Origin of the sequence: Isachenkonia alkalipeptolytica (assembly GCF_009910325.1) — a bacterium.
GTDB classification, from domain to species: domain Bacteria; phylum Bacillota; class Clostridia; order Peptostreptococcales; family T1SED10-28; genus Isachenkonia; species Isachenkonia alkalipeptolytica.
In genome coordinates this window covers 52,916-77,086 of record NZ_SUMG01000004.1, presented here as the reverse complement: position 1 = coordinate 77,086, position 24,171 = coordinate 52,916, and the positions used below count along the sequence as shown (strand labels likewise).

26 protein-coding genes are annotated in these 24,171 nt (G+C 46.1%); 6 read left to right on the top strand and 20 right to left on the bottom strand.

Features of this window, described 5'->3' with window-relative positions; translation table 11 throughout:
• Window positions 1-73: 73 nt before the first annotated feature.
• From dut to gnd, 5 genes are all read right to left on the bottom strand, one after another.
• The gene (gene dut / locus ISALK_RS04775; RefSeq protein WP_160719647.1) at window positions 74-502 is read right to left on the bottom strand and encodes a dUTP diphosphatase; all 429 of its coding nucleotides are present in this window, start codon (window positions 500-502) and stop codon (window positions 74-76) included.
• A gap of 157 nt (window positions 503-659) precedes the next feature.
• Window positions 660-1,436 (bottom strand): PhzF family phenazine biosynthesis protein, encoded by a 777-nt coding sequence (locus tag ISALK_RS04770; protein WP_160719645.1) that lies wholly within the window; start codon window positions 1,434-1,436, stop codon window positions 660-662.
• Between the two features lie 158 nt (window positions 1,437-1,594).
• Complete coding sequence (locus ISALK_RS04765) at window positions 1,595-2,230, bottom strand: cyclase family protein (protein WP_160719959.1); 636 nt, start codon at window positions 2,228-2,230, stop codon at window positions 1,595-1,597.
• A gap of 25 nt (window positions 2,231-2,255) precedes the next feature.
• The gene (zwf, locus tag ISALK_RS04760; protein WP_160719643.1) at window positions 2,256-3,698 is read right to left on the bottom strand and encodes a glucose-6-phosphate dehydrogenase; all 1,443 of its coding nucleotides are present in this window, start codon (window positions 3,696-3,698) and stop codon (window positions 2,256-2,258) included.
• Window positions 3,698-4,600 (bottom strand): phosphogluconate dehydrogenase (NAD(+)-dependent, decarboxylating), encoded by a 903-nt coding sequence (gene gnd, locus ISALK_RS04755; protein WP_160719641.1) that lies wholly within the window; start codon window positions 4,598-4,600, stop codon window positions 3,698-3,700. Before gnd ends, zwf begins: the two co-directional genes overlap by 1 nt.
• 329 nt (window positions 4,601-4,929) lie before the next feature.
• On the opposite strand from gnd, the gene ISALK_RS04750 reads away from it, so the two are divergent.
• Entirely contained in the window at window positions 4,930-5,223 is a 294-nt protein-coding gene (locus tag ISALK_RS04750) for a hypothetical protein (RefSeq protein ID WP_160719639.1), read from the top strand.
• A 142-nt stretch (window positions 5,224-5,365) separates the two neighbouring features.
• Here the strand turns inward: ISALK_RS04750 and ISALK_RS04745 are convergent, their stop codons facing one another.
• Entirely contained in the window at window positions 5,366-6,490 is a 1,125-nt protein-coding gene (locus ISALK_RS04745) for a GNAT family N-acetyltransferase (RefSeq protein ID WP_160719637.1), read from the bottom strand.
• Window positions 6,491-6,677: 187 nt separating this feature from the next.
• Between ISALK_RS04745 and ISALK_RS04740 the strand changes: the two genes are divergently transcribed.
• Window positions 6,678-8,282 carry a Na/Pi cotransporter family protein gene (locus tag ISALK_RS04740; protein WP_160719635.1) on the top strand — a complete coding sequence of 535 codons (1,605 nt, stop codon included), beginning with the start codon at window positions 6,678-6,680 and terminating at the stop codon, window positions 8,280-8,282.
• 89 nt (window positions 8,283-8,371) lie between these two features.
• Here ISALK_RS04740 and ISALK_RS04735 read toward each other — a convergent pair whose 3' ends face one another.
• From ISALK_RS04735 to ISALK_RS04720, 4 genes are all read right to left on the bottom strand, one after another.
• Window positions 8,372-8,902, bottom strand: coding sequence for a hypothetical protein (locus tag ISALK_RS04735; protein ID WP_160719633.1), 531 nt, complete (start codon window positions 8,900-8,902; stop codon window positions 8,372-8,374).
• 108 nt (window positions 8,903-9,010) lie between these two features.
• Window positions 9,011-9,910 (bottom strand): DMT family transporter, encoded by a 900-nt coding sequence (locus ISALK_RS04730; RefSeq protein ID WP_160719631.1) that lies wholly within the window; start codon window positions 9,908-9,910, stop codon window positions 9,011-9,013.
• A 238-nt stretch (window positions 9,911-10,148) separates the two neighbouring features.
• The gene (locus ISALK_RS04725; RefSeq protein ID WP_160719629.1) at window positions 10,149-11,543 is read right to left on the bottom strand and encodes a sodium:solute symporter family protein; all 1,395 of its coding nucleotides are present in this window, start codon (window positions 11,541-11,543) and stop codon (window positions 10,149-10,151) included.
• Between the two features lie 101 nt (window positions 11,544-11,644).
• Window positions 11,645-12,721, bottom strand: a complete 1,077-nt coding sequence (locus ISALK_RS04720) for a M24 family metallopeptidase (protein ID WP_160719627.1) — start codon at window positions 12,719-12,721, stop codon at window positions 11,645-11,647.
• A gap of 485 nt (window positions 12,722-13,206) precedes the next feature.
• Here ISALK_RS04720 and ISALK_RS04715 point away from each other — a divergent pair, with 485 nt between their 5' ends.
• On the top strand, window positions 13,207-13,953 hold the full coding sequence (locus tag ISALK_RS04715) for a DJ-1/PfpI/YhbO family deglycase/protease (protein ID WP_160719625.1): 747 nt from the start codon (window positions 13,207-13,209) through the stop codon (window positions 13,951-13,953).
• A gap of 127 nt (window positions 13,954-14,080) precedes the next feature.
• Here the strand turns inward: ISALK_RS04715 and ISALK_RS15515 are convergent, their stop codons facing one another.
• Both ISALK_RS15515 and ISALK_RS04705 read right to left on the bottom strand, forming a co-directional pair.
• A complete protein-coding gene (locus ISALK_RS15515) occupies window positions 14,081-14,170 on the bottom strand; it encodes a TSCPD domain-containing protein (RefSeq protein WP_160719957.1) in 90 nt (29 codons plus the stop codon).
• 14 nt (window positions 14,171-14,184) lie between these two features.
• Window positions 14,185-14,466 carry a hypothetical protein gene (locus ISALK_RS04705; protein ID WP_160719623.1) on the bottom strand — a complete coding sequence of 94 codons (282 nt, stop codon included), beginning with the start codon at window positions 14,464-14,466 and terminating at the stop codon, window positions 14,185-14,187.
• A 232-nt stretch (window positions 14,467-14,698) separates the two neighbouring features.
• Here ISALK_RS04705 and ISALK_RS04700 point away from each other — a divergent pair, with 232 nt between their 5' ends.
• Complete coding sequence (locus tag ISALK_RS04700; RefSeq protein WP_160719621.1) at window positions 14,699-15,361, top strand: PHP-associated domain-containing protein; 663 nt, start codon at window positions 14,699-14,701, stop codon at window positions 15,359-15,361.
• Between the two features lie 140 nt (window positions 15,362-15,501).
• On the opposite strand, the gene ISALK_RS04695 is transcribed toward ISALK_RS04700, so the two are convergent.
• The 5 genes from ISALK_RS04695 to ISALK_RS04675 form a co-directional block, all read right to left on the bottom strand.
• Window positions 15,502-16,758 carry a BPG-independent phosphoglycerate mutase family protein gene (locus ISALK_RS04695; RefSeq protein ID WP_160719619.1) on the bottom strand — a complete coding sequence of 419 codons (1,257 nt, stop codon included), beginning with the start codon at window positions 16,756-16,758 and terminating at the stop codon, window positions 15,502-15,504.
• Window positions 16,755-17,558: a hypothetical protein gene (locus ISALK_RS04690; RefSeq protein ID WP_160719617.1), complete on the bottom strand. Its 804-nt coding sequence runs from the start codon at window positions 17,556-17,558 to the stop codon at window positions 16,755-16,757. The genes ISALK_RS04695 and ISALK_RS04690 overlap by 4 nt, the downstream gene beginning before the upstream one ends.
• Before the next feature lie 66 nt (window positions 17,559-17,624).
• Window positions 17,625-17,867 carry a hypothetical protein gene (locus tag ISALK_RS04685; RefSeq protein ID WP_160719615.1) on the bottom strand — a complete coding sequence of 81 codons (243 nt, stop codon included), beginning with the start codon at window positions 17,865-17,867 and terminating at the stop codon, window positions 17,625-17,627.
• 268 nt (window positions 17,868-18,135) lie between these two features.
• Window positions 18,136-18,984: a hypothetical protein gene (locus ISALK_RS04680; RefSeq protein ID WP_160719613.1), complete on the bottom strand. Its 849-nt coding sequence runs from the start codon at window positions 18,982-18,984 to the stop codon at window positions 18,136-18,138.
• Between the two features lie 104 nt (window positions 18,985-19,088).
• On the bottom strand, window positions 19,089-19,691 hold the full coding sequence (locus tag ISALK_RS04675; RefSeq protein WP_160719611.1) for a lactate utilization protein: 603 nt from the start codon (window positions 19,689-19,691) through the stop codon (window positions 19,089-19,091).
• 150 nt (window positions 19,692-19,841) lie between these two features.
• Here ISALK_RS04675 and ISALK_RS04670 point away from each other — a divergent pair, with 150 nt between their 5' ends.
• Complete coding sequence (locus ISALK_RS04670) at window positions 19,842-20,852, top strand: LacI family DNA-binding transcriptional regulator (protein ID WP_160719609.1); 1,011 nt, start codon at window positions 19,842-19,844, stop codon at window positions 20,850-20,852.
• A 72-nt stretch (window positions 20,853-20,924) separates the two neighbouring features.
• Here the strand turns inward: ISALK_RS04670 and ISALK_RS04665 are convergent, their stop codons facing one another.
• The 3 genes from ISALK_RS04665 to ISALK_RS04655 all read right to left on the bottom strand — a co-directional run bounded on the left by ISALK_RS04665 (window position 20,925) and on the right by ISALK_RS04655 (window position 23,612).
• The gene (locus tag ISALK_RS04665) at window positions 20,925-21,716 is read right to left on the bottom strand and encodes a radical SAM protein (RefSeq protein WP_236660267.1); all 792 of its coding nucleotides are present in this window, start codon (window positions 21,714-21,716) and stop codon (window positions 20,925-20,927) included.
• Between the two features lie 72 nt (window positions 21,717-21,788).
• A complete protein-coding gene (locus ISALK_RS04660) occupies window positions 21,789-23,297 on the bottom strand; it encodes a YjjI family glycine radical enzyme (protein ID WP_160719607.1) in 1,509 nt (502 codons plus the stop codon).
• A gap of 171 nt (window positions 23,298-23,468) precedes the next feature.
• Entirely contained in the window at window positions 23,469-23,612 is a 144-nt protein-coding gene (locus ISALK_RS04655) for a hypothetical protein (protein WP_160719605.1), read from the bottom strand.
• 334 nt (window positions 23,613-23,946) lie between these two features.
• Here ISALK_RS04655 and ISALK_RS04650 point away from each other — a divergent pair, with 334 nt between their 5' ends.
• Window positions 23,947-24,135, top strand: a complete 189-nt coding sequence (locus tag ISALK_RS04650) for a PQQ-dependent sugar dehydrogenase (RefSeq protein WP_160719603.1) — start codon at window positions 23,947-23,949, stop codon at window positions 24,133-24,135.
• Window positions 24,136-24,171: the final 36 nt, after the last annotated feature.

The following is a 24,171-nucleotide window of genomic DNA, read 5'->3' as shown; positions in this document are numbered from 1 at the left end:
GGACGAACCAAAGGGGACGGAGGTAAGCGGTACATCATGTACCGTTTACCTCCGTCCCCTTTGGTTTGCTTTATTAAAGACCGGTAGACCCGAAGCCCCCTTGTCCCCGAACACTGTCCTCTAGGTGATCCACCTTTTCCACGGTAACCCGGGTTACCGGCATAATAACCATTTGGGCGATTTTTTGCCCGATTTCCACGGAGTAGGCTTCCCGGGAGTGATTGATTAATATTACCTCGACCTCTCCTCGGTAGCCCTCATCAACGGTACCCGGAGTGTTTAACAGGGTGATCCCGTTTTTCAGTGCCAGGCCGCTCTTTGGTCTAATTTGGGCTTCTGTATTGGGTGGTAGCTGAATTTTCAACCCCGTTCCCACAAGTTTTCGTTCTCCCGGTTGCAGTGTAACACTTTCTACGGCATATAAGTCCATACCTGCGTCCCCTTCATGGGCATAATCCGGTAATTTAGCATTTTCATCGGTTAATTCAATTTTCATTATCATAATAATCCCTCCAAGTTAATAGCTGTCTTAAGAAAAGTCCACCGACAGTTCAGTGGACTTACTTTTCTATTATACTATATCTTTACGGAGAAATCATTCTCCCATATAAAATACTGCCGAACCCATGGACTATACCATTGCCCTTAATCCTTGAGCTTTATAAAATTATTTCTCCCTCAAGATAAGTACTTGCTTTTCCACTTACTACCACACGTTCCCCTTGGTCCTCACAATACACCGTCCCTCCTCTTTTGGAGAGTTGCTTGGCCACCATCACTTTTTTATTCAAAACTTCGCTCCAGTAGGGGGTAAGGGCCGCATGGGCAGAACCGGTGACGGGATCCTCATCAACCCCGATCTTTGGATAAAAGCAGCGGGATACAAAGTCCACATCCTCTCCCTTAGCGGTAACAATCACACCCATACCGTGATCCAGCATCGCCAATTTTTTAAAATCCGGTCGTACTTCTTTAACCATCTTTTCATTTTCCAGAGGGATTACCAGATCCCGGGATAAGTAGGCCTTCCCTTGTTTAATGCCTAAGGCCGCTTCCATATCATTGGTCCACATGGCCAGCTTCGGCTTACGACTTGGAAAATTCATCCGATACAGCTCTCCCTGTTTTTCCACTTCCAAAATTCCGCTTAGGGTATTAAATTTCATCCTTTTGACATCGGGATGGATCTTTGTGGCTATAATATGGGCGGTGGCCAAGGTGGCATGACCGCAGAGATCCACCTCCGCCGTGGGGGTAAACCATTTCAACTCATAGCCGTCGGCCACCTCGAATACAAAGGCGGTTTCCGATAAGTTGTTCTCCGCGGCGATCTGCTGCATCAGTTCTTTTTCGATGGGCTCTTCTAAAATGCAAACCCCCGCAGGGTTTCCTCCAAAGATATTCTCACTAAAAGCATCCACAACATAGTATTTCATGGTCATTCTCCTTTCTTTATTTTCAATAATTGCTCAAAGTAGCTCAAAAGGGACTAGCCCAAAAGGGACTAGCCCAAAAGGGACGGGGGTATTTGAGTCACGATAGCCCAAATACCTCCGTCCCCTTTGAGCTACCTTTGAGTGAGCTACCCTCTGGGCTATCTTACGAGCAGGGCTCGTACCGGGGCCGCTTCGGCCCCTTTGATTTTCAGCGGCGGGGCGATCAGGAGATACGCCCCCTCCTCCGCATCCTTCAGTCTTAAGCCTTCAAGGATCATGATATCCTTTTCCAAAAGTATTTTATGGGTGTTTTTTTCCGGCTGTTCCCGCTCGATGCCCAGGGCATCGATGCCCACCCCGATGATCCCCTGGGCTTTTAAAAACTCCGCCCCGGAGGCCGCAAGATAAACAAAGGAAAAATTAAAATGTTCCTCAAAGGAATTTTTTGTCTTTAACAGTATAAAATGATCCCGAGGGATTTTTTTTCCTTCCAGGTCCTCCTTTGTAATCCCCTCTTCCACCGCTGTCATGTCCAATACCTGACAGGGCACCACTAACCGATCCGGGGTTAGGGAATCCATGGTTTCCCCCTCTTCAATCATGTGCAAAGGTCTATCCAGATGGGTTCCCGTATGCATCCCCACAGTCATCGTGGTCTCATAGGCATCACTGTTTTTAAAGTCCCGGGTTACTTCAATTTTCGGACGATTTTCCTCCCTGTTTTTATAAACCGTCATTTCTTCGGATATTTCCATACTGATATCAATAATTTTATTAATGGATAACACGTTCATCACCGCCTTTAATCCTTTTAATCGTCTACAACCACTGCCTCCCCGGTTCCCGGTCCACCAGCTCCGCCCCTTCCTTCGGACCCTGAGATGCTTTCTTATAATTCCGAACTTCCAACGGATGCCGTTTACGCCAATCGATTAAGGTATCCACCCATTTCCAGGAGGCCTCCACCTCTTCCCAGTGGGTAAACAGGGTCTGATCCCCCTTGATGGCGTCGCCGAGAAGCTTTTCATAAGCCTCGGGGGTATTCATGCCGATTAAACAGTTTTGACAAAAGTCCATGGTAACAGGTCTTATGGTGTCCACCGTTCCCGGCTGTTTGGTATTAAAGCTCAATACAACTCCCTCCTGGGGCTGAATATTAATCCTCAATCGATTAGGCTGTTCAATTTTTTTGTTTTTTCCCAAGCAACAGGACCCCATGGGTAGTTTATACTGGATGATGATTCGTGCGGTCTTATCCTTCATTCCTTTGCCGGTTTTCAAATAAAAGGGAACACCCAGCCACCTAGGATGATTTAAAAATAGCCGCAGGGCTACATAGGTTTCCGTAGATGATTCTTCCCTCACCCCCGGTTCCTGCTGATAACCTTGGTACTGTCCCAGGACCATTTGCTCTTCTATGCTGTCCTCTTTAAAAGGGATCAAACTTTGAAGCACTCGAACTTTTTCTTCTCGGAGATTTTTCGCCGTAAGATTTCCCGGCAGATCCACCGCCGCCAGAGCCACCATCTGGAGCATGTGATTTTGCACCATGTCCCGGAGAGCACCGGCTTGATCATAGTATTCCCCCCGCCGGCCTACCCCCTCCGATTCCGTGGATATGATCTGCACATGATCGATATGCTCACGATTCCAGGTAGGTTCAAAAATTTGGTTGGCCGCCCGAATCATTATAAGATTCTGTACCATCTCTTTCATCAGATAATGATCCACCCGATAAATCTCTTTTTCTTCAAAGGCCAATGTCAGGGCTTCATTCAAACTGGTTGCGGATTTTAGGTCACTACCGAAGGGTTTTTCCACCATCAACCGTTTCCACCCTTGATTTTTCCGGTATAAGTCCATCCTTTTAATGGCCCCGGCGATGTTGCTGAAATATTCAGGAGCTACGGCCAAATAAAACAGCCGATTCCCCTCCCCATCTATATCCCGATCAAGATTTTCCAACACTTTTTTTAAAGATTCGTAGTCTCCATCTATATTAAATTCCAGCTGGTGATAGTGAATACGCTGCTTCAACCGATCCCAAACCAATCCTTCATATTCTTCACCGGTATGGACTTTCACTGCTTTTTGGGCTTCCTGTATATAGGTGTTCGTAGAAATTTTTTTCCGTGCCACTGCTACCAGTCCGAAATTTTTTGCCAACAGTGCTTTCTTTTCCAGTTGATACAGGGCAGGAAGAAGCTTGCGATAGGTTAAATCCCCGGTGGCTCCGAAGATAACCAGCAAACAGCCCTCCATCAGGACTCATCCTTTATGGTGCCGTGACCCCCAAATTGATTACGAAGCCCGGCAACCACCTTCCCGGAAAAGGTATCCTGCTGTTGGGATCGGTAACGGGTAAATAAAGCAGCGGTCATAACCGGAGCCGGTATCGACAGGGCCAGGGCTTCCTGCACACTCCATAGACCTTCCCCAGAGGCATGAACCACTCCTTTGATCGAGGACAGTTCCGGATCCTCAACAAAGGCTTTATGGGTCAGGTCCATCAGCCATCCCCGAATCACCGAACCATGACGCCACACCTGGGCTATCTGTCCGTAGTCCACATCAAAGGGACTTTCCTTCAGGATTTCAAAGCCCTCCCCAATGGCCTGCATCATGCCGTATTCTATACCGTTATGAATCATTTTCACATAATGCCCCGCCCCCACAGGACCTACATGGGCCAATCCATCCTCTAGGCAAATGTCTTGGAGCAGGCTTTCCAATTTACCATACTCCTCTTGGTTTCCCCCCACCATCATACAGGCTCCGTGGCGGGCCCCTTCAATACCTCCGCTGGTTCCGATATCCATCATATGAATTCCCTGGGATTTCAGTTCCTCTGCCCGTCTTAAGGTATCTTTGTAGTTGGAGTTCCCGCCGTCAATGAGGATGTCCCCCTTTTCCAGGAGGGGCAGCAGATCCCGAAGCACCTCTTCCACCGCCTCCCCCGCGGGAACCATCAGCCATACCACCCGGGGCTTTGACAGTTGATTGACCAGATTTTCCAATGAGGTAGCCCCCAGAGCCCCTTCATTTTCCAAGGACCGTACCCTATCCATACTTCGATTGTAACCGATTACCCTATGTCCCTTCCCGTGCATGTTCAGCGCCAAAGCATATCCCATTTTTCCTAATCCCAGCAAACCGATTTCCATTATTTTTCCTCCTTTTAGTGCCGGGGTGAAAAAGTTCAAAGTATAATCTTTTCTTGTATTGAGGTTTCTCTATCCCCGGAAAATTTCCTATTATGGTTTATACCCCCGGGGTCTTTAAACAAACGCTTTTGCCTCAAGGGGAGGCCCGAGTCTTTCTACGTTTCATTTCTCTTTGGTTTTTAACAGATCAATAATGGGTATTATTTGAATGAATCATTTCTAAACCACCGGGAGTAAAAGAAGAGATTAGTGACCGGGAGTTTTGCCGGGAAGTTTTTAAGTAACCGAGCATACTTACGGTAAAATCGATATTGAAGGGAGATGGAAGAATGTCATCCGCTGAAAAATTTCAAAGACTGAAAATGAATTTACTCACAGAACTCTATCGAAAATATACGGAGAACGCCCCCTTGGGGAAACCCTACTATATCTCCTTAGAGCGAATCGACAAGCGAACGAATTATCATTCCTTTGATCAGGATATTAAAAATGCCTTTACGATCACCGAATCTGCATACAAATCCTTAGAAGAGGATCAGTACGTGGCCATTCAACGTTTGCCTCTAAAATATCATATAGAAATTACCGATCAGGGCATTGAGTATGTAAAAGATAACATGTAAGATTCTAATCGAGGGCCTTACCCTCAAGGGACAAAGCTAAGAACAGGGCTGAGCTGAAGGTCTTTCCCTGTAGATAAAAAACACCGGGACACAGCCTGGGTATAATAGGCGAACCTGCCCCGGTGCAGCCTGTTTACTCTTTTTAATCATATCGAAGAAGAATACTTTCCATGGGCTTTTTGCCCGTGGATTTCATCGGTTTCTGGGGATAACCGAAGGCCAGGATTTCTGAGGGAATTTCATTTGAGGACAGTCCTAAGAGCTCTTGAACCTCATCCACTTTAAAATAGGATACCCAAGTGGAACCTACCCCGTGTTCCAGCGCCGCCAACACCATATGAGTACCGGGGATCTTTGTCTGATGCTCCTCCTGATTAAGCCTGGCGTAAAAGGCTTGATCCATTTCGTCAATTTGGTCTTCATATTGGGGAAATCGGGACTTTTGGATATCCCGCCCCCCTCTATCATCGGAAACTATCTTGGTAATCAGCACCACCCAAAAGCTTGCATCCAACATCCATACCTGATTGTAAGCACTTTCAACGATTCTTTCCATCAGCTCTCGATTTTGAATCAGAGCAAATTTCCAGGGCTGTTCATTGCCTCCTGAAGGGGAGAGCCGTCCGGCTTCCAACACTTCGTCGATGACAGTCTCCCCCACGGCCTCTTTTCCGAAATCCCGAACACTGCAGCGCTTGTTCAAATAATCCACTAATTTCCTCGGCTCTCTTTGATGCTTTAAAAACACCACGTCCCGGTGATTCCCTGAGGGATCCGTCCAATAGTTTTGTACTTCTTCCTCGATCACAAAGCCCACCTTTTGGTACAGCCCCAAAGCCCGTTGATTATCCGAAAGAACATCGATATCTATGGACCAAAAACCATAACGATCATAAAGATAATCCATAAAAGTTTGCAATGCATCGGCTCCAAGACCTTTGCCCTGTTCTGTAACCTTCCCGATTTTCATACCGATCCGGCAGCTTCGCTTACTGTAATCGATTTTTCCGAAGGAAATCTCCCCCACGGGTTGATCCGTCAAGCGGTCCAGAATTACAAATCTTCGGGAATCCGGAAAACCCTTCTTTCCCTCCCGGATCTCTTTTTGAAAATCCTCCCGAACTTTTTCCAGGGAAATCCCCAACCCTTCAGGAAACCCTACATCTTTCATGACCCTGCCGTCATTCCACCACCGGGCGAATATTTCCGCATCCTCCAGGGTAATGGGTCGTATTGCGGTTTTCTTTCCTTTAGCAACAATTGGCACAGTTATCCCTCCTGTAAACTGAATATTTACTGATACTATACCCCGGGTTTTAAAAGAAAACCACCCCAGTCTAGATCTCTCAAAAAAAATTTCATTTTAAAAAGGAGAATTCACTTTTTTCTAGAATAGTATTATGGTATGCTTTAATCCTTACAAAATAATTCTACATAGAGCGGGAGGGACTATAATGTTTTTTTCTATATTTACAGGCATGGTCGGAGGATTGGGACTATTTCTTTTCGGCATGAAGACCATGGCCTCGGGACTGCAAAAAGCGGCGGGGGATCGCCTACGAAGAATACTGGAGGTTCTCACTTCCAACCCCTTCATGGCCACCTTGACGGGAGCCCTGGTTACCATACTGGTGCAAAGCAGTAGCACCACCAATGTAATGGTGGTCAGTTTTGCCAATTCCGGGCTGATGACTCTTTCCCAGGCTTTAGGAACCATGCTGGGAGCCAATATCGGGACCACCTTCACCGCCCAGTTGATTTCCTTTGATATTTACGTAATTACCTTTCCGGTAATCGGTATCGGTGCAGGGATCCATCTTTTTACCACAAAACGCATTTATAAATCCATCGGACAGGCAATACTGGGCTTCGGATTATTGTTTTTAGGACTGCAGGTCATGTCCGATGCCATGTATCCCCTCCGGGAACATCCGCCTTTTATCAGTATGTTAGCCAGCTTCGGTGCCATTCCCCCTTTAGGTGTTCTGGCTGGGGCGATATTCACCGCAATGATTCAAAGCAGTAGTGCCACTGCCGGCGTGGTCATCGCCATGACTTTGCAGGGGATGATCGATACCCCCTCTGCCATTGCCATAGTCCTGGGAGCTAATATCGGAACCAGCATTACCGCTGCCCTTGCCAGCATCGGAACAAACCTGACCTCTAGACGGGCGGTATTAGCCATTGTTACTGTCAAAGTTTCCGGGGTGTTGTTGGCTTTGTTGCTGTTCAATCCCTTCGTCCACCTAATATCCTACACCGGCGATACGGTTACCCGACAGGTGGCCAACGCCCATACTATTTTTAATGTGTTGAACGTCGTGGTGTTCTTTCCCTTCATTCAACCCCTTCTTCGTCTGGTTACCAGAATTCTCCCCGGTGAAGAACAGGTAGTGGAGTCCGGAACGAAAAACCTTAACAAACGACTTTTAGGTTCCACAACCGCCGCCATCGGTGTGGCAAGACAGGAACTCCTTCGAATGGCCCGTATCGCTCGGGAAATGTTGACGGATTCCATGACCATTCTCTATAACCGGGATCGGGGAATGATCGATTCCACAATGCAAAAGGAAGACTTAATCGACAGTCTGGATAAGGAAATCACTACATTTCTTGCAGAAATCGGCCAAAGTTCCCTGGGACGGGACCAGTCCCAGGCCATAACCGCATTGATGCATGTCAGCAGCGATTTGGAACGGGTGGGAGATCATGCGGAAAATATCATTGAACTGGCCGAGGGAAAAATCGATGAGGATTTGGTTTTTTCCGATCATGCCATTGAGGAACTGAAAGAATTTTACGGTTTAGTGGATGGGATGTTGGAGCGGGCCATAACCGCTTTTGAAAAAGAAGATCAGGAGTTGGCCAGACAAATAATTGAGGAGAGTCGGGACGTGCGAATGAAAGAGCGAAGTTTGCGAAAAAACCATACGGACCGAATTCATCAGAAGTTATGTGTTCCCAAGTCCGGCGTTATATTTTTGGATCTGATCAGCAATCTCCAACGGGTGGCGGACCATGCCACCAACCTCGCTGAGGTGGTCACGGGAGATTTCTAAAAAGCAGCTCTATCAAAGGGGACGGAGGTATTCGGTACATCATGTACCGAATACCTCCGTCCCCTTTGGTTTACTTTGGTCTATTTGGTCTATTTTGATTCATCCTTCATTCCCTTCGACTGAATCAAGGTCTTAAACCGTTTATAGCGAAGATAGCTGGGATTGGCGAATTTATTGAGAAACTTTAAAACAAGATTCCCTGCCCGCCCAAGCTTTGATAAGCGACCGAGCTTTGCAAAACGAAAAATCCGAACCAGACGGAATGCCCTGAAGGCTACATCCAGGGGTATAATAGCAAAAATTTCTATGCCATGCCGCTTGATAAATGCGGAAGATGAAAGTTCTGATTTTTCCTGCCGGTATCGCCGCCATAGGTCCAGGGCAAACACCGCGCAGACCAATAGATCAAAAACTTCCACAAAGGAGGTGTAGGCCACACTTGTGATAAGAAATAAATCCAGGGCCGAAAGACTTAACACCAGGATCGTAAGGCCGATGATCACACTTTCATAAACCGCTTCTTTACTACTGGTATCCCTTAATTTATTATACAGTACTTTTGGAATGCCTACATACTTTCGTAGTTTCTCAGCACCCAGGGCTTTGACTTTTGAATACATATTCTAAGGCCTCCGTTAGTTTACTCAACACTGATAATATCTTACCATATTCAACAAAATATTTCTTTATCAAAGATGAAATCCCCAAAGATTATTTCAGCAAGAACTCTAAGCTTTCTTTGCGGCCTCCTGAGCTTTTTCCGTGCTTTGCTTCACACTGAACAGCGTTGTGGTAAAGAGAATCAGCACCATCCCCAGTAGCTCCATAGCGGCCAGAGGATTGCCCAAAAGTAAAATACCGAATAAGGATGCGGTTACCGGCTCTACCATGGCCACCATGGAAGCGGTGGTGGGAGCGGTTCTTCGAATCCCTACTACATAAAGAATAAAAGAAACCCCCGCCCCTAATATTCCCAGCAGGATAAACCATCCGATATCCCCTGACTGAAGCACATGAGCCGCCTGCTCCTTATCCATAATAAGAAAAAGTATAAATGAAAAGGCAAAAAAAGCACTCATCAACGTGGCCTGGGGCTTTCCGATGGCCGAGGCGTTTTTAAACCCGAAGATAAACAGTACGTAGGAAAGTCCGGCGGTAATCCCGGCTGCCGTGCCAAAAAAACTCGTTGAAATCGATTCCATATCATAAGCTCCGGTAAGAAGAATGATCCCCATCAGCACAACCACAATGCATGCCCATTTGAACCAGGTAGACCTTTCCACCCCCAGGATAAAGGATATCAAAAGAACAAACACCGGCGCTGTATACATTAAGGTAACGGCCACCGCAACGCTGGCCGCTTCAATGCTGAGAAAATAAAAAGTGAAGTTCCCCGCAACACCGATCCCCGCCAGTATCGCCCATATATGAAACCGAATCGATGTAATCCAGTTCAATCTGGGATGGAAGAGAAACCAAAGGATAAAGCATAACCACGCCACAGCTCCCCGGTAAAAGGAGATCACAATGGGATCCCATCCCTTACTGATTAATATATCTCCGATGCCTCCGCTAATGCCCCAGCAGATAGCAGCAAACATGATTAACGCTACTCCTTTATATTTCATAGTGTCCCTCCTTTTAAATGACCTGACAAAATCCACCGATCTAAGTATTAGTCTTAGAATAAGCTATACCACAATCCATACCCAAAATCCCCTCCCTTTTAACAGCACAAATCAATAGTATAAAAAATCGCCTAAGCATATGATAATATGCCTAGACGATTTTAAAAGGGATTTCTCCCACCGCTCAACTTCTAATAACCTTAAATGGTTTGTTACAATACTATCTTAATTGTTGTCCTTACTGCTCTATTCGCTTTTCCGGTTTTGTCAGAAGGGTTACCACAATCAGCACCACTATAGCAATCGGCACCGATACCACCGCAGCGTCGTAGGGAATCAAATTTCCAAATTCCACAACCAAAGTGGCGATCACACCGGCGATCATAGACGATACCCCGCCGGCCTTCGTTACCCGCTTATTCCATAAAAATACGGCTAAAATTGCTGGAGTAATTCCTGCAGCGTACACAGTGTAGGCATACATCTGGGCCGCAAGAATCGACGGGAAATATTGAATAAGTACATAAGCCAGCACCCCGATAATCGGGATCATGATCCTTGTAAAGACCAGTTTTTCTTTACTGGTTGCCTCGGGTTTAATATAATTCCCGTAAATATCCATGGTGATGTTTGTTGCTGCGGACAACAAATAGGAGCTTCCTGTGGTAATGATGAAGGCGGTGATTGCCGCAAGGAGCAGCCCACCCACCATTAAGGGCATAATCGTGGTCGTTGCAATCAGTGCTTGTCCCGCGGCGATATCCGGGAAATTAACCCGGGCGGTAAAGGCAATAATGGCGATGGCGGGATAGATCACTACCAGACCGATTCCCCAGCCGATGGTTCCCAGTTTTGTTTCGGAATCCCCTTTAGAGGATGCCAAACGCTGATACATATTCTGGTCCCCCAGTAATAAAAATAGGGTCGGGATCACCAAGCCGATAAACTGCATTACCGATAAATCCCCCAGAACCGTCAAGCTGGATTCCGGGACTTCCGCCACCACATTGCTCCAGCCTCCGGCGGTTCCAATGGCGATTGGTACACCGACAATAATTCCGAACAGGATCAAAAATGCGCTGAGGGCGTCGGTAGGGGCTACGGACATCAGTCCGCCAATAGTTGCAAGGAAAATAATCAGTACCGCTGCAATAATGGTTCCAAGCTCCACAGACATGCCCGTGGTCACGTTCAGCACCATGCCCAGTCCCGTAAACTGATAGGATACAATTCCGATAAAAGCCAGAATGATGATGGCACTGGCAAGTATCTTTGCCCCTTCACCGTAGCGATCCTCCATGGCTTCCGCAATGGTATACTTTCCCGCTGCCCGAATCTTCGGTGCGATGATGTAGAGAATTCCCACACCGATCAAACTGGTCAGTCCGAAGAGTATGGCGGGCCACAGTCCAAAGTCATAGGCTATGGAGTTTCCTCCCCCGGTTACGGTTCCGCTTCCTACCCAAGTGGCAATCAGTGTACCCATTAACACCACCGGCCCTAAGCTTCCTCCGGCCAACATAAAGTCTTTGCTGTCTTTTACCTTCTTAGAATAATGCCATCCGATTCCGATAATCACTAAAAAATAAATTCCTAAAAATACCAGCATTGCTGGATTATGATCAAGTTCCATGTTGTCTCCTCCTAAAGTGTGTAATTTCTAATTTTGTTTTGTGATATAGTTCATTCTAATGCTCTAGCTTGGTCTGCCTTAGCATGGGGGATACCGGTGATTTAATCAATAACCACCGGCTCTTTGGTTACATGATTCAGTACTTCCGCGCCGGTTTCCGTAACCAGGACCAAATCCTCAATACGCACGCCGAAATCCCCGGATAGATATATTCCCGGCTCCACAGAGAAAATCATCCCCGGTTGCATCCGGTCATGGTTGGTCATGGATACATCTCCATACTCATGAACCTCGATCCCGATGGAGTGTCCTGTTCGGTGGGTAAAGTGCTTCCCGTAACCGTTTTTTTCGATCACCTCCCGAGCAGCCAAATCAATATCAGAGAACTTTGCTCCCGGTCGTACTTTAGCTATCGCTACACGGTTGGCCTCCTGTACGATTTCGTAAACCTTCTTTTGTTCTTCGGAAATTTTCTTATAAAACAAGGTCCGGGTCATATCCGCGGAGTAGGAATCCTTATGACAGCCGATGTCGATCAGTACGCTGTCCCCTTCCTGAGGCCGGTCTTCTCCCGGGCTGTGATGGGGATTGGCACCGTTTTTTCCATAGGCCACAATAGGATCAAAGGAAAAACCTTCCCCGCCCAGTTCCTGATAAATCTCTTCCAAGCACTTGGTCATTTGTTTTTCCGTCAATCTTTTGGGAATTTCCTCCGTCAGCCGTTCCATTGCCTGGTCATTAATCCTTGAGACGGCTTTCATTTTCCGGATTTCTTGGGGATCTTTAATCATACGAACCCTGTCCACCAGATAAGACCCTTTTTTCACAGTAATCTCCGGAGAGGCTTGGGTCAAATCGATTAAAAAACCGGCGGGCCAGTTTTTATCAATCCCGACTTCCTTACCTTCCGTTATATGCTTTGCCAGAAGACCAATGGGATCGTCGGTGTCGCTATACCGCTGAACCTTTAACTCGAGGCCCTCTTCCAGGGGGAAAAGCTCGTTAACAAACAGCACCGGTTCACTCTTTACGCTTAGGACCAGGGCCAACATTCTTTCCTGGGAATGGATCCATAAACCGGTTAAATAGTAAATCGACGGGGCATCGGAGATGATCAGTTGCTCCATATTCTCCTGCTCCATGGCATGAATCACTTTTTCAATTCGCGCTTTATCCATGGGTTCCCTCCTTTTCATTTTTTTATTATACTTGGTTTTTCTTCTTAAAACCACAAGTAAAAATATTAACACCTTTTCAGCGAACTTTCAACCAAATCCTTAAAATACTTGTAATTTAGGGATTTCTCAATATTTTTTGTATTCTAAAAACATTAAATGGTTTTTTTTGTATGTATTATATATCATAATAAAAACAAAAACATTTTTTATACTTCCCTCTATTTTTCTTGCTGGCTCATGCCCCCAACAGGGTATATCCATCGTTCTTAACGCCTATTTTTAAACCTCCCTCCGCCTGAAGTCGGACCCCTTTTCCCTCTACCGGAGGAATTCAATCAGTTCCTCCGACGGTTTTTTTCAACTAAAGCACCCTATATAATTATATCCAAGTATAGATTTTGCGTATTCCCAGTCTCATCAGAAATTTCAACATTTCTATTTGCCCCGCTAAGTTTCCTTTTAATAGAATATAAAGGAGGTTGAAAATGAAAAAAAATGTCTGTTTATGCGTCATAATATTTTGTGTAACACTGTTCAATCCTGGCTGCAACAATGAGATGGAGGAATCTTCAGCCGAAACTGAGGAAAACCCTTTGGAAGAGCTTACCGAAGGGGAAGAGACCGACGAAGAAAAAGAAGAGGTCGTGGAAGATTCGCTAGAAGATCCCGATGAAAAAAGGGAAAGTGAAGAAGCCATGGATCCTCCTGATTTAACCGGCATGAAAGCCATATTTTTACTTGCCAACGGATTTCATGATGCTGAAACCACCAGTCCTTTAGCATACCTGGAGCGTCACGGAGTGGAATGTGTCCTAGTCGGGCCGGAGATTGGAGAGATAGCGGCCTATAACACCAATACCACCCTGGATATCGAAAAGCTGATCGAAGATGCGGAGATTACCGATTACGACATTTTAATCATTCCCGGTGGCAACAGTCCCAGAGTACTGAATTTAAATGAACAGGCCTTAGCCTTTGTCCGGGACTTTATGGAAACAAAAAAGCCGGTGGCAACCATTTGCCGGGGACCTTACCTGTTAGCAGGAGCCGGTGTGCTGGAGGGCAGAACGCTTACGGCTATGGATTTTGTAGAGGATGCTATTTTTGAAGCCGGTGGCGAATTCGTAAACGAAGCGGTATTCGTCGACAGAAACCTTATTACTTCCCGGGAACCCGGGGATCTCCCGCTGTTTAACCAGGCCATCATTGAAGCCTTATCTACTCAAAAGTAAATTCCAACGAAAGCTTTGGTTCTTTCTATTGAAAAACCGCGTGAAGATCCGATCAACGGATCGATCCTTCACGCGGCTTTCATTAGTTTTTGTTGGTTGCTATCCAGGGGTCCTTATACGGATTAGTTTATGCAGATTGAGTACCTGAACACCTATAATTTTCTAAAGCCAGGGATAACTGATCGGGACAGGAAGTATTTTTCCCTCCGCATCGAATCCCCTGGGAAGAATTTACCGTCCCCTGATCCGAAGAATCCCGCCGATCAGAAAAACCAGGGGAACAAAAAACAAAAAAGCAATCTCTCTAAAAAGCACATCGCCAAAAATAAGGGCTGCCATGGGCAACAGCAACCCTATTGCTCCCGCCACAATCAAGAGTTTAGGATGTTTACTCACCGCTAATATGGGTCGGGGAACCTTTCCGGTTCCGATGTAATGTCCGGGACTGTACTGTTTTTCCTGCCAATCCTCTAAGTTCTCCATATCCTTTTCAAAATCATTTTTCTCTTTCATACCAATCCCCCTTAACCTTCTTTCCTTACTTTATTCTACAAGCCCATGGATTTATCCTTTTTTTTGAATGATATATTTTCATCGGATCACCGAGTTTCCGAAGGAACTATTTGAATTATTTATCATTAACATAAATCCCATAAAAATATTTCATTGGATTTATCCTCTAAACTTCGGTAAACTTAAGACGTTATATGTTCAAGAATAAATCTTCGGATTGGGGTGCTTACAAATGATTATTGATCTTCATGTCCACGAAAAAAGACATTCCGGTGACAGTGTTCTTTCCCTGGAAGATGCGGTTTGGCAAGCACGCAAGTTGGGTCTTGACGGGATTTGCATCACCGATCACGATAATAATAATATTAAGGATTTTGCCAAGAAGTACAGCGAGAAAGTGGATTTTCCCATCTTTGTGGGGGCGGAAATTTTTACCGCTGAAGGAGACTTTGTGGTCTTCGGCTTAGATGATATTCCTGAGGAAACCCTATCCGCCCAGAAACTACTTAATTTGGTTGAAGAGGCCGACGGCGTTGCCATTGCCGCCCATCCCTATCGCAATAATTTCCGAAGCCTTAGGGATCATAGCTATGATTTAGAAGGGTTTTGGGCCGTTGAAGCCTTTAACGGCACCACGGAGCCGAAAAAAAATGAACAGGCCCTTTTCATGGCCGGCGATATCAATATGCCCATCATCGGTGCCAGCGATGCCCATCAAATAAAGGATCTTGGCAAAATGGCCACTTGCTTTACCTCATCGATCCACTGTGAAAAGGATTTAATCGAAGCTATAAAGTCCCGACAGGTTTATCCGGTTCAGTGGACAGCAAAAGGCTATCAGCCCGTGACCACAGTAAAAGTTCCTCAAAGAGCGGTTAGTGCAAACAACCTCTAGATTAGAAATCTAGAGGCTTTTTTATGTCTTTCCTATCTTTATGTCTTCTCACTTATCTAATCCATTATATTCCCTGAATTTTCATTGTTTCATCCAAATCGTTCAGTGTCCTGAAAAAAAGATTACCTTCGAGAAAGTCCTTAGAGCTTATTCAACTTTGAAGGTAGGTATTTGGACTTTCTTCCCCCCACTCGAAAATCATGAAAAAGACTCCTCCCATGATAATTGAGAATCATCGGTATAAAGTCTTCACCCTTCATTCGGATACTCCCCTTTGTGCAGGAGCGTTCATCAAATCGTTGTACATCATCTACGCGAAGTTGCTTTCCGAGAAATACAATCGGCACCGGATCTCCGCTGTGGATCATCGGTCCGATGCTGGGGGTGGTATGATCCCCGGTAACAATTAAAAGAACATCCTCTTTCAACCCGTAATCGATTAGGGGAGCAAGCAAAGGATCAATTTTTTCCAACACCTTTACTTTCTGAAAGGGGTCCTTGGTATGGGCGGCCTGATCCGTCTCTTTGGTATGCAAATGGATGTATTCCGCAGAGGAAGCCAGGGCTTTTTCAACCCCCTCGGCAAAGGTGTTGTAGGGGGTGTATTCCATTTTCAACAGACGGGCAATGCCCCGAATCATCGCACTGGATCCGATAATTTCTCCGGCCATACCATTTTCCTCTGCAAACCCGAGAATCTCCCCCGGGGTTCCCGCCCATTTAGGAAGCAAAAAGTTCGCCGGCTCCAGTCCCTGTTCTTCTCTTTTCTTATTAACGGGATGATCCTTCAGCCGACGGTGCACCTCTTTCATCAGCTCATTAATCATACCCGATGTGCTTTTCGCCTCAGGATCTATGGTGCCATAGGGTTCCGATTGGAGAACGTATCCCAGGGGATAGATCCCGTCGGGATCTGAGATCTTTGTTGTCACATTGTTACCTGAAATTTCCAAAATTCCATGTCCATTGTTGGTATAATGCCAGTGCAGACCATACCCTTGAAAGCTTCCGGGCAATATTCTACCAATTTCTAAACTATCTTCTTTAGACAAATCCATCAGATACCGGGTTTGTATTTCATAATTCTCCTCTTTATATACTGAGGCCCAAGAGGTGACCATATACAAACGGTCTTTATGTAACGGAACGTCAAAAGCGAGACCGTCAACAATCGACCGCCCCGGATAACTTTCTTCCTGATAACCCAACAACCGGTAATGGGCAAAATCTGTGCCGATGGGCACCCCCAGTCGGTAAGGGATCATGATTCCCGTCTCTCCCAAGGAAGCCATACGGTCTAAGTTCGGTGTATTTGCATACTCCAAGGGAGTTTTTCCTCCCAGTTCATCACAGACCAGATCCCCTACACCGTCTAAAAGAGTTACGATGGTTTTCATAATTTTACCTCCCAATCCTGCAAGGGTTGCTGAAGTTTTTCTAAAGAGGCATCGGGGTCTTCGATTAGAATTTTACCAAGGGCTATGGAAACCGGCACCAAAAATTCCTCTAAAAAAGTCAGAAGTCCTTCCAGTGAGTAATCCGTTACTCCGTCCATCTGTCGATAGTTCCCGCTGTACATACAGGCCGGGTGTTCCTTTCCTTCTTCCCACTGCCATCCCAGAAGTTCTTCAATAGCTGCTCCTTCGACGATATCCCGAATGGGAAAGAGCAGTTCCACCCCAAGATTTTTCAACACTTTATGATAGGCGCCCAAGGAGGCATCCAATTGATTCAGCTTGATTTTTCCTTCGTGGCTGACCCGCTCCCCGGAAATGATCCTGCCCCCTAAACGCCGGGCCATGGGGACCCGCAGTAAGTGAAAGTACATATGACAACCAATGCAGGGGGTGTAAAATCCATAGCGCTCAATCAGACTTTTTACAGGACGTCCGTTTAACACGCTCCAAAGTTTCGGACTGCTGAAAATCACTGTGGGATGGAGGGTTTTCTTCTCTCCGTACAGTTCATTCACCCGGCGGCGCAGTCGTTCTTCATTTTCCCGCAACCCTTCTAAATTTCCGTATTCAGTACCGGCAAAGGACATAATCGGAAGTATATGGTTGATCTTTGGGGATTCCAGGGCTTTTAGAATCGCTGCAACACTGTCTCTTCCGGAAAATTCTCCGATTACGGTTTCCTTCGGCAGCGATGTTAGTATTTGTTCAATTTCTTTCTTAGACTGATTAAAATGTTCCATGTCAACACTCCTTTTACAACGGTTTTAAGCAGATATCCTTGGGTATCACCTGTGGTGCCCGGTATTTTAGAAAACTTCTTTCCTGAAGATTACAGGAAGACTCCGCCCTATTCGGGCTAGAAGATGAACCAAAAACCTCCGTCCCCTTTGGTACAGAATGTTCAACTCCGATTCCGTAAGGAGGGAAGACAGGGCAACCCCCAGAAATATATAGGATAACAGGGAAGGAAGCCGGGCTTTTTGAAGAAAGAAGCTGACAAAAAAGAATAAAAAGAACAAAACGCCACCGACGATAAAAATATGATCCATTCAACCCCTCCTTCCTTCTTGTTGTAAGTGCCTAAGTGAGTGGATATATACTATATCAAATACCCATACCCGATGATTTCAATCGTTTTTCAACGAGATTACTCATCAACATCAACGGCTCTGAACTCTCCCCACTCCACAAGATCAATCCGTAGCCGTCGTATATCATTCTCCCTGCCACAAGGATTCCAATAATCCTTTTCTAAAGCATCAGATCCCCCTGTTCTTATATTGACCCACAATCCCTATTAACTATTAGATCGATCGGTCAAGCAGTATATATAACCCCATCACAGATAAATGCCGAAGGGGTGTTTTTTTTCCGGTTTACATACATGGTAAGACCCAGTCCCTTCTTCCCGTGGATATGAATCGGTACTTCGGTGGAAAAAACCGTATTCCCCGATAACAGCTTTAACTTCGTATAATGTACATGGTTTCGTCCACCGAGATCTCCCAGGGAGGCCCCCAGCAAAAGCCCTTCCCCGACCCCCATTCCCAGAATTTTAACCTCGGGCCGTTGGGCAATCACACAGTGAATCGGCTTTTGGCCTTTATAACTCTCCGTTGTTTCTATATAGTCCAGAGGTTCTTCCAAGAGCAGGGTTTTTTCATCATAGAGAACTCCCTCCTTCAGATCATACATCACAAACCCTTGAATGTTTAATGCTTCTCCCAGCCAATAGGACTCCAAGTCAAAGCGGTTTTTCAAATGATACAGTCGATAAAGAAAGTAGGGATCATACTCCCGGGGCTGAAAGTCCCGGTAAAGACTCCGGTACCCCTCTCCTTGGGAGGCTTCTTTCAGGCCCTGATACATATTTTCCTCCCCGGAAGCCTCCATCCGGGATTTTTCCTCTTCCCAGTATTTTTTCAGCTCCTCTTCCAAGGCCTCTTCCTTTATTTTTCCGAATAGGCTTTTGGCGCTGTGTCTTTCCGCCAGTTGCTTTTCCAGTTTTTCATAGTTTAAATTCCAATCCTCAATCCGCTGATCCGTAAGGGCCACATAGGTTACCCTTCGATTTTCCTCTCCTATTCGAAAATCATCTAAGGGCCATCCTTTGCCGAAGGTTACCCCTATATGCTCGCCTTTTTTGTTGCATACATTAAATGCCATTTTTTGCCTCCTTCTATGGTTTCCAACTTTTTTGAAGAGCAGTATCATAACAAACTCCCACCGCTTATAGAATTGGGAACTTCTCCGCAGTTCGGTTACAACAACTAAAGACCCAGGGGTTTGTTGATGATGATCACTTCCGCCCGGGTATTATTCATTTTTTTCAGATGGATATTCATGGTGTTGCAGATCCGGTCTTCACTGTCACACTCATAACAGCGATCCCCTTTTATGGCGCAGGGGGTTTTCAGCCCCAGGCGCTTGGCATTTTGGGGAGCTGCGATGTTCCTCGCCCGCCAAATCGCCTGGTCCAGGGTGGATTCAATCTTATTGGTTCCAAAGATGAAATATACTTTCCTATGACCGAAAATTGATCCCGCCACCCGGTTACCGGTACCGTCGATGTTGACCATCTCTCCGGTTTCCGCCACCCCGTTGACCGACGTAAGAAACACTTCGGTGGTCAGAGTTTTTTTACCGATCTCCACAAAAGTATCCTTATCACCGGTGGATGGGTCAATCGCGGTATTGTTTTTTGCCAGGATCCGTTGCAGATTCAAAACGGACAAAGTTTCGGAATCTCCAAAGCCCACCGTTACTCCCTGAATTTCCTGTTCAAGGTATTTTGTCGCTTCCTTGGCATCCTGGAAGTAGGATACTTTGTAACGATTTTTTTCCAGATTACGAATCAGGCGGTCATACTTCATTGGTCTTCCCCCTTTTCAAAATGTATTTTTCTGAATATACTAAACTTAAATATTATCATACCACAAAAATTACTCAATGCCTTCCCCTGTTTTCCGCACACCCTTTCCCTGTGATATAATAGTAAAAAACCGTAAGGAAAGGATGATCCGATGAAAACCACCCTGAAAGACATCGCCGATGCCACCGGTGTTTCCATCACTGCAGTATCAAAGGTGCTGAACGGAAAACCTATTCGTATCAGCGACAAAAAACGAAAAGAAATCCTCGCCGTCGCCGAGGGAATGAACTACCGGGCCAACCCGGCGGCCAGGGCCCTGGTTACCAACCGCTCCGGTCTAATCGGTCTGATCGTACCGGATATTGAAAATCCCTACTTCTCCAGGCTAGCCAAACATCTGGAAAAACACTGTCTACACCAGGGAAGCGTATTGTTAATCTTAAACAGTAATGAACAGGCCGAAGGGGATCTTCGGCTGCTGGATGTTCTTTCCTCCCGCCAGGTGGAGGCCATTTTTTACTGCCCCAGTTTCGAAGCCTTTAACGACCATCGGGTAAAGGAGAAGCTGACCAAGCTTTCTATTCCGTTGATCCAGGTGGACCGGGCCTTTACCTCCCTCCCTTACAGTAAAGTGGTTTTTGATAATGAACAGGGGGCCTACGAAGCAACGGGGCACTTGCTTTCCAAAGGCCATCAAAAAATCGGAATCATTGCCCCTCCTATAATCCAAGGGCATCCCGCCGATCGGCTACAGGGTTATCGAAGAGCGCTTAACGAAAAAGGTTGCGTTCCCGAGGGTTCATGGATTTTTTATGGAGACTACGACTACAACAGCGGTTATCAGGGGGGAAAAGCCCTCTTGGAAACCGAGGTTACCGCTGTATTTTCCTGCAACGATCGAATGACCCTGGGCTTTTTAAAAGCCCTGCGGGAACAGGGGAAATCCGTGCCGAAGGACCTGTCTTTGGTCAGCAACGACAATGTCGCCGAAGACTTCACCTTCGGCCTTGCGGTTACCACGGTGATTCAGGATGCGGCTTTGCTGGCGGATGCCTCCTTTCATGCTTATCGAACCTTAAGGGAAAACGGGAAAATTACCGAAACCCTGCTCCAACCTACCTTTATTGAGCGGGATAGTGTTGATGAGCTTACAAAACCTTAGCAACATTATAAAAACACCCCTATGAAGGCCTTTAAGACCGTCTTTCACAGGGGTGCTTCTTTATGAAAATATTTATTTAACGATGATTCTTTCGTATCCCAGCTCCTCGGCAATTTTTTTATATGCCTCCATCCGATCCGGGCCGGGGCTTGCTGCTTTTTTCATCTTTCCTGTAACGCCGTGGCTACGAAAAGCGATCAGTTTCAACGGGATTTTTCCGTAGTACCGGGGAATCTTCTCTGCCACTTTGTTTAAAGCCGTTTCAATGTCCACCCAGTTTTCCTGACAAACCAGACGGATTTCTTCAAGCTTTCCCGTAGAGGCCAGGTAATGGAGGTTTACCGGTAAGGCCCCGGTGGCTTTTTTCCCGGTGAGCCGATAAAAAACCTCCGGATCCCAGGCCTTAATATCCAGCATCACTCCGTCGATGACCTTCATGAGTTCTGAAAAACCGCTTAGATCGATGGAACCGTTGGTGTCCATCAAAGTCGTTAGCCCCTCCGCCTTAGCCAGGGTAAACAGCGCTGTTAAAAACCGGGGATACAAAGCGCATTCTCCACCGGATACGGTGATGCCCCGAATAAAAGGGAGGTTAGGTCGAATTTCCTCAAAAACCTCGGCCGCGGTCTTTCGGGGCAAATTATGACCTTCAATAGCCTGGGTCTCCGGGTTATGACAGAACTCACAGACTAAGTTGCACCCCTGGACAAACACCGCGGTCCTAGCACCGGGACCATCCACCGTGGATACGGGAATGATCCGATTGATCGGTACCTTATCGTTGTTTTTTCCGGTGGATTCCTTGTTATCATGGTTCATGATTTTCTCCTTATCGGCGTTTTGATTTTTATCACTGTGTGCCATGATTCCAACTCCCAACTGGACAAACCAGTACTTTCCGCTGACTTTTGGTTCATCCGTCATTTCATTCGTTATTTAATCCGTCATTCGGACCTTCCGCTCTGCAAGTTTATTAACCTTATAACTGGGGGCTCCTAAATGAGTGGTGTTTTGGAGCACCGCTTGATTCTTCTCATATTTTTCCATCTCGCTTCGTTTTACCAAGTAACCGGTGATCCGTACCAAATCCGAATCCGCGGCGTAAAAGGACATGTAATGCACCCCTATCTCCATGGCGCCCTTTACCACGTCCAACAGAGAATCCAAGTTGGCATCCACATGGGTTGCAATCGGGAAAATATCCCCCACTCCGGCGGGAAAATACTTATGGTATCTTGAAGAATGTCTCAGATGTTCGATAAAGTCCTCGGGTTCGTCCCCTACGGGGATCCGTACTCCGGAGGTTACCCCCAGGTCCGTATCAATTCCCACCTGGGCATGAAGCACGTATTTCCCCCCTGTAACAGGAGAGTAGGGTGCTTCCAATTTATCCACCAGGAATTTCACCCGTTCCAGGATGCTTGTTCCCAGTTCATCGGCCTCCCGGTCCTTTCCATAGATTAGGCCCCGGTCTTTTAACAAGGTATTCACCGCTTCCGCAAGGCCGGTTACCCCAAACATACCCACGAATCGATCCTTCGAAATCAGTCCTTCCTTCACCAGAAAACTGCTTTCAAAAAATCCGGATTTTTCCACCATAAATCGGATCCGTTGAGCCATGTACTCTCCGATCAGTTCCGTGACCTCAGGGAGTAAGTCCTCCATGAAATTATCCACACCGTCAGCGACTTCCGCAAGTTTTGTCAGCGTTAATCGGGTTAGGGTATAGGCCCCTCCCTTTACGGGAAGAATGTTATAGCAACTTGAAATTCCGTATTCCCCTTCATAGACTTCCCGGTTGGCCCTGTGATTACAAATCGCAGGATTGGAACAGGCAAGGGAGGTCTCAATGGCCTTTTTCATAAACTGATCCGAGGTCTGGTCCGGGTCGTACTTCACCGTAAAGTTCGGCACTGCATTTTGCAGTCCTTTCTCCGCCTCCAAAATCAGATATCCGCCCCGACTCTCCTTGGGTCCGATGTTTCCATGAGAGAAAGAGTCAGTAATGGTTCGGTCCAGATAATTGAAAAACAGCGTAAGTTTCTTAATGACCTCCTGATCGGAAAGCTCTCCGATAAAGGGTTCGATTAATTGATCCAAGTTCCCCAGGTACACGGGAAAATTCGTAATTGAAGGGGTGTGACGATAGATCGTCATCAAGGCGAAAATCAATTCGTCCAAATCCTTCGGTGGATCGATTTTTAGGAATTCACTTCCCCTTCGAATAAACTTTTGGTAATCAGGCATAATGTAACGGGGACGATAGGGGGCACCCCCTTCAAATAAATCATGGATACTGCCGTTTTCAAAGTGCTTTTCCATGGAATCCGATATTTCCAGGACATCGATCCCGTTTTCCGCCGCTTTGGCCAGCTGCATCAATTTTTGTTCATGGGTCAGCTTTTGTGAGGTTAGTATTTCATAGGCACTGTCTTTATCAAACATTTCCATCCCTCCTGTAGTTCCTAAACGTCTTTGACCTGGTTACATCTTTGGTTTTACCACTGGTTTCACCTTTGTTTACATCTCTTGGTCAAACGTTTAACCATAATTGTTAACCCCATTGTACCAAAAAGGGTACAAAGAGTAAAGCCCCGAAAATCGGGGCCGTCAACTTCATTCCATGGATTCGGTTTTTTCCCCGTCGGTGAGGAAGGAATGCTTTTTCAGTCCGAAGAGAAACAGTCCTAAAAAAATCAGCCCGCCGGATAAATAGGGAAGAAGAATATGAAGATCAAAGAAAAATCCTGCCATGGCCATAGCCGAGGGATAAATGCCACAGGAGAAAATCCCTCCGATCCCTTGGGCCCTGAAAGTTTTATTTCATAATCGAGATCTCTTCTTTGCAGGGCTCAAAGTAAGGATTTTCAATATTAATAAACTCTCCAGAGACTTTTTCAAAAATCACATAATAATACCTTTAATGTGTTTTCCCTCCTGATTTAAAAATATTATACCGAATGTTTCCCAATAATCTCTTCAATAAGGCGATCCATTTCCGGGGTTTTCATTTTCTCCATATGATCTTCCCCGGCCCTATAATTCCCTTCAATAATATGGTCCCGCACTGTATGTTTCCGGACTACGAAGTGAAATGGTAAAACGCTTCACCTTCGACGGGGAAGGCTCCCTCACCGGTGAAGAGGACCTGTTCCGGGACTGGGGTAGAATTCGGGCGATCACCTACCATGAAGGCTCCCTGTATATCTCCACCAGTAACCAAGACGGACTGGGAACTCCCGGGGAGGAGGACGATCTTTTAATTCGGGTCACGCCGCAGTAGTCCCGGTTGATCATCAGGCATTCCTTGACTAATTCT

Excerpts from the sequence above, each read along its gene's own strand:
- dut (WP_160719647.1), bottom strand. The coding sequence starts at position 502 with ATGATAATGAAAATTGAATTAACCGATGAAAATGCTAAATTACCGGAT.
- ISALK_RS04770 (WP_160719645.1), bottom strand. The coding sequence starts at position 1,436 with ATGAAATACTATGTTGTGGATGCTTTTAGTGAGAATATCTTTGGAGGA.
- ISALK_RS04765 (WP_160719959.1), bottom strand. The coding sequence starts at position 2,230 with ATGAACGTGTTATCCATTAATAAAATTATTGATATCAGTATGGAAATA.
- zwf (WP_160719643.1), bottom strand. The coding sequence starts at position 3,698 with ATGGAGGGCTGTTTGCTGGTTATCTTCGGAGCCACCGGGGATTTAACC.
- gnd (WP_160719641.1), bottom strand. The coding sequence starts at position 4,600 with ATGGAAATCGGTTTGCTGGGATTAGGAAAAATGGGATATGCTTTGGCG.
- ISALK_RS04750 (WP_160719639.1), top strand. The coding sequence starts at position 4,930 with ATGTCATCCGCTGAAAAATTTCAAAGACTGAAAATGAATTTACTCACA.
- ISALK_RS04740 (WP_160719635.1), top strand. The coding sequence starts at position 6,678 with ATGTTTTTTTCTATATTTACAGGCATGGTCGGAGGATTGGGACTATTT.
- ISALK_RS04735 (WP_160719633.1), bottom strand. The coding sequence starts at position 8,902 with ATGTATTCAAAAGTCAAAGCCCTGGGTGCTGAGAAACTACGAAAGTAT.
- ISALK_RS04730 (WP_160719631.1), bottom strand. The coding sequence starts at position 9,910 with ATGAAATATAAAGGAGTAGCGTTAATCATGTTTGCTGCTATCTGCTGG.
- ISALK_RS04725 (WP_160719629.1), bottom strand. The coding sequence starts at position 11,543 with ATGGAACTTGATCATAATCCAGCAATGCTGGTATTTTTAGGAATTTAT.
- ISALK_RS04720 (WP_160719627.1), bottom strand. The coding sequence starts at position 12,721 with ATGGATAAAGCGCGAATTGAAAAAGTGATTCATGCCATGGAGCAGGAG.
- ISALK_RS04715 (WP_160719625.1), top strand. The coding sequence starts at position 13,207 with ATGAAAAAAAATGTCTGTTTATGCGTCATAATATTTTGTGTAACACTG.
- ISALK_RS04705 (WP_160719623.1), bottom strand. The coding sequence starts at position 14,466 with ATGAAAGAGAAAAATGATTTTGAAAAGGATATGGAGAACTTAGAGGAT.
- ISALK_RS04700 (WP_160719621.1), top strand. The coding sequence starts at position 14,699 with ATGATTATTGATCTTCATGTCCACGAAAAAAGACATTCCGGTGACAGT.
- ISALK_RS04695 (WP_160719619.1), bottom strand. The coding sequence starts at position 16,758 with ATGAAAACCATCGTAACTCTTTTAGACGGTGTAGGGGATCTGGTCTGT.
- ISALK_RS04690 (WP_160719617.1), bottom strand. The coding sequence starts at position 17,558 with ATGGAACATTTTAATCAGTCTAAGAAAGAAATTGAACAAATACTAACA.
- ISALK_RS04685 (WP_160719615.1), bottom strand. The coding sequence starts at position 17,867 with ATGGATCATATTTTTATCGTCGGTGGCGTTTTGTTCTTTTTATTCTTT.
- ISALK_RS04680 (WP_160719613.1), bottom strand. The coding sequence starts at position 18,984 with ATGGCATTTAATGTATGCAACAAAAAAGGCGAGCATATAGGGGTAACC.
- ISALK_RS04675 (WP_160719611.1), bottom strand. The coding sequence starts at position 19,691 with ATGAAGTATGACCGCCTGATTCGTAATCTGGAAAAAAATCGTTACAAA.
- ISALK_RS04670 (WP_160719609.1), top strand. The coding sequence starts at position 19,842 with ATGAAAACCACCCTGAAAGACATCGCCGATGCCACCGGTGTTTCCATC.
- ISALK_RS04665 (WP_236660267.1), bottom strand. The coding sequence starts at position 21,716 with ATGGCACACAGTGATAAAAATCAAAACGCCGATAAGGAGAAAATCATG.
- ISALK_RS04660 (WP_160719607.1), bottom strand. The coding sequence starts at position 23,297 with ATGTTTGATAAAGACAGTGCCTATGAAATACTAACCTCACAAAAGCTG.
- ISALK_RS04655 (WP_160719605.1), bottom strand. The coding sequence starts at position 23,612 with ATGGCCATGGCAGGATTTTTCTTTGATCTTCATATTCTTCTTCCCTAT.
- ISALK_RS04650 (WP_160719603.1), top strand. The coding sequence starts at position 23,947 with ATGGTAAAACGCTTCACCTTCGACGGGGAAGGCTCCCTCACCGGTGAA.